The following is a 3,876-nucleotide window of genomic DNA, read 5'->3' on the forward strand; positions in this document are numbered from 1 at the left end:
TGTTGGCCAGGGTCGTCGACACCCGCGCCGAGGCGGTGATGTCCACCACGCCGTCGACATACTCGGTGCGCAGGCCACGCAGGGTGGTGGGCACGATCCGGTTGGCGAGCGGGATGCTCAAGTCCAGCGTCAGCTCGCTGCGCCTGGCGATCGGCCGGGTGAGCTCGGCGGAGGGTCCGTTCTCGTCGAAGAATCCGCCAAGGAACTCCGCATGCCGCCCGACGAGGGAGGCCCCATAGATGGTCGCAGCGAGGCTCAGCGAACCTGCCTGGCCGCCGAGCGTGTCGATGGCGGTGTCAAGTTGGGTCGCCACCCCGAAGACTGAGGTCCGCGCGCCCAAGGTGTAGACCTGCCGCTCGAGGCGGGAGTTGGGCGGGTAGTAGGCCGCGCCGGCGTTCACGGTCAGGTACTGGGTGAGGCCATAGTTGATTGAGGCGACGGCGCGGATGCCGCCTTCCCCCTGGGAGAGCTGATCCTGCGCCGTCATGGCGCGGACCCGGAGCAGGGGGGTCTCCTGCTGCACGGCGCCCAGTTCCAGGGTCATCTCGCCTACCGCCAGCTGCCCGCCGCCGACGTTGACGATCTTGGTCTGCTCGCTGCGCTCGCCCCGCGGGCCGTAGCTGACGATGCGGATGACGTTGACGCCGCGGGCCAACGGGACATTGAGGAACTCGTAGCGGCCCTGCGTCGGCGTGTTCTGGCCGCTGCGCAGCACGTCGTTGACGTAGAGCTCGACGTCGTAGCCCACTGGCAGCTCGCCGCGCAGGTCAACGCGGTTGAAGACGTTGGTCTGGTCGAGCGGCACCGTGGAGAGCGCGAAGCCGCGGCCGCCGACGCTACGCGGGCCGATCGCCAGGCCTGGGGTGTAGGTGTCGCCAATACTGATCTGGCGCACCTTCAGCGGCCCCAGGAGACGACCCTCCAATGAGCGGCGATCAAAGGTCAGCCGCGCAGAATTGGGGATGCCGCTTTCATCCGAGCCCAGGTAGCCCTGGTACCCCATGTAACCGAAGTCACCCGCGACACGCAGATCGTACCGGAACGGGTAGCGCATGCCGGCGCCGCTCTCGATCCCGGCGCCAAGGGACGCGTCAAAAGCCGGCAGGGAGAACAGCCGGTAGGGAGACGCGACGCTGAGCAGCTCGTCCCGGCCCTGCACGCGGCTGGATCCGTCGCGAAGGCGTGCAAGCCGCTCCAGCCGACCCTGGATCGGGAGTTGCTCCGTGGCGACGATCTTCATGGCCAGGGCCTCGGTGTTGATCTCGAACTTCAGCGGCAGCAGCTTGCTGAGCACGGAGGTGCGCAGATAGACCTCCGTCTGGCTGATGGCGAACTCGCCTGGCTGTAGCTTGAAAGTCGCTGGGCCGTTACGGGCGTCGCCGGTGGTCAGGTCCAGCGCGATCGAGCGCCGCGACTCGCCGATCCGGCCCACCACCCGGCGGTCGGCAGGCTGGACGTCCACGTCCAGTTCCATCAGCCGGGAGAGCTCGCCCAGCGGCACCAGCGGATCCTCCGGCGCGCCGTAGGCGGTGAGGCTTTCACTGAGCGTGAGACTGTCCAGCTCCACCGAGAACAGCAAGAGGTTGGCTTCGTCGATCACGTCCGCGTTCGTCGGGAGCGCCGGCGCGGCCGCTGCGGCGGGGGCCTGGGCGGTGTTCGCGGAGGCCGCCGAGGGCGGGACGGCAACGGGCATCCCGGGCGCCGGCTCTGCGGCGGCTCCGGAGGTGGCTTGAAAGGCTACGAGCGCGGCGCTGGCGGCCCAGGCCAGGCGTCTAAGGCTGCGTGAATTTCGCAAGCACCTTGCCCGGCGATGTGTCGTCGTCGCTGAAGGTGATCTCCAGCTTCTCCCCACTGCCAGGCGCTCGGTTCAGCGGCATTCTAAGCGTCCGCCGACCGATTTCTGTGTACACGCCGACACCGCGGGCGATGCCCAACGGTTCCCCACGTCGGCCGGCGGCTCGAATGTCGATGTTGCCGAAGAGCGAATTCGTCCCCGTTCGGACGAGCTCAAACACCACGATCGCCGTGCGCTTGGCCGGCGCGACACCGTCCAGCGAGACATCGGCGTAATCAATCCGCATGTTCTCGATGCCGGCGCGCACGTCGATGTCGCCCAGGCGGATGATGGCCGGAATGCTGACCCCGAACACCGAGTTGATCTGGAAGCGCAGTTCGTCGGGCGCGGTCGATGCGGCCTGTTCGGCCGTCAGGCCGGTGTCCGGCGGCGGAATGGTGGTAATGGTCAGGTGGGTGCGGAATTCGCCTGTAGCGGTCGCGTCCCCACCCGAAACCCGCAGGCGCATGGTCTGGCCCTTGCCCGGCGCGAGGTTCGCCCGGCGAGGCGAGATCGCCAGCATCGACTGGGCGGAGATCACCTTGTCGGCCACCGGCTTCTGGGCGGCGTCTTTCTGGGCGTCCTCCACGGTGACAATCTGTCCGTCGGGCAGCATGGCGCGGTCGATCAAGGCGATGTCGAACGTCGCCGGCGCGCCACCTTGGTTGTAGATATAGACCGTCGCGGTCCGCCGGTTACGGTCGAAGGTGACCCGCTTGGGCGAGATGTTCAGGTTGGCGCCGACCGTAGTCGTCGTGACCACAGGCGCCGCGGGCGCTGCTGGCGCGGGGGCAGGCTGCGCGCGCGTCTCAGCCGTTGAAACCAAGCTGAGAAGGACGAGAGCTGCGGAGACGCTAAGAGCTGAGCGTGTCAATTGTACTGAACCACAAGGACGAGAACGCCCTGGTATGGTCCGGCGACCAGCGGGCCGGCCGATGCTAGCGCAAGTGCGGCCCCCACGTTAACGCTCATAGTGTCGCTACCCGCGACAGTCCCGCCCAGGACGTTGCCCTGGTCGGCGATGCCATGTTCGACATTGGTGTTGGTGGTCAAGGTCAAGGCTTCGGTCCCCCCCGTGCGGACGACCTTGAAGCTCGCCGGCACCTGCATGGAAACAGTGTCGCCAGACTGGCCGTAAATGGTTAACGCGGCGTTCCCCGCGATGGACGCCGGAGGGGCAGACGTCGTGGCGCTGGCCGTCGAGCCCGAGGCCGTGGCGGCCGCCGCCTGGGGAGTGGGGATGGCGGAAGTCGTCGCCACCTGGCTCTGCGAGAGCGTCGAGGTGGTCGGGAGCGCGGTCTGCGTCAGTTGCGAGGCGGTATTGGTCCGCACCACGCTGGAGGAGACGGTGACCGGCGGCAGCACCAGGTCGCGCACCAACGCAACGGTCGCGGGCTCCAGGACCGTGGCGTCAGACGGCGCCCGCCCCACAGCCGCGATCGCCTGCGCGCAAAAGGCGAGGGCGGCGATACCGACGGAGGCGGAGAGGAACGCTCTCTTCATAGCCATGACTTAGCGAAGCCTGGTTGCAAGAAGCTGAACGCCCAGCCGGGCGCTCAGCTCCAGGAGCGTTGAGTGGTTACTGGTAGGCGAAGGTGACGCTGAGCGTACCCGTATAGGTGCCCGCCACCGTGGTGTCGGCAATGGTGATCGAGCCACCAACCGGAACGTTGACCGTGCCGCTGACCAGGTTCGCCGTGGCGGTGAAGGAGGGCGTGACCGGGAGGGTCTCGGTGCCACCGCCGCGGGTGAGGTTGAAGCTCGGCGCGGCGATAGTGATGCCGTTGTTGTCTGTGCCGGTGACCGCGAAGATCGCCCGGCCAACCGTGCCACCCGGCGCGGCGGCGCCGTTGCCCGCGCCCGTGATGGTGCGGGCGCCGGCGGTGTCCACCGAAATGGTGTTGGTGGTTGACGCAACCGACGAGCGGATGATCCGACCGAAGCTCAGCGTAGTGGCGTTAGCCGTGATGGACAGCGGCGCCAGCACCACAGCGTCCGACGGCGCGGTCGCGACCTGAGCGAAGGCGGCGGAACCGACCACC

General features: G+C 67.9%; 3 protein-coding genes and 1 pseudogene. All 4 read right to left on the minus strand.

The window, feature by feature from the left end:
* Nucleotides 1–1,693 (minus strand): annotated as a pseudogene (locus tag ACLL81_RS06810) (hypothetical protein); the annotation flags it as partial.
* Nucleotides 1,694–1,772: 79 nt separating this feature from the next.
* Complete coding sequence (locus ACLL81_RS06815; RefSeq protein ID WP_411287593.1) at nt 1,773–2,708, minus strand: hypothetical protein; 936 nt, start codon at nt 2,706–2,708, stop codon at nt 1,773–1,775.
* On the minus strand, nt 2,705–3,337 hold the full coding sequence (locus ACLL81_RS06820) for a DUF4402 domain-containing protein (protein WP_411287594.1): 633 nt from the start codon (nt 3,335–3,337) through the stop codon (nt 2,705–2,707). The genes ACLL81_RS06815 and ACLL81_RS06820 overlap by 4 nt, the downstream gene beginning before the upstream one ends.
* 76 nt (nt 3,338–3,413) lie before the next feature.
* Nucleotides 3,414–3,876 (minus strand): DUF4402 domain-containing protein (locus ACLL81_RS06825; protein WP_411287595.1); only part of this gene is annotated, 463 nt, incomplete at its 5' end.

The sequence above is a fragment of the Phenylobacterium sp. genome (assembly GCF_046590535.1).
In the GTDB taxonomy this organism is placed as follows: Bacteria; Pseudomonadota; Alphaproteobacteria; order Caulobacterales; family Caulobacteraceae; genus Phenylobacterium.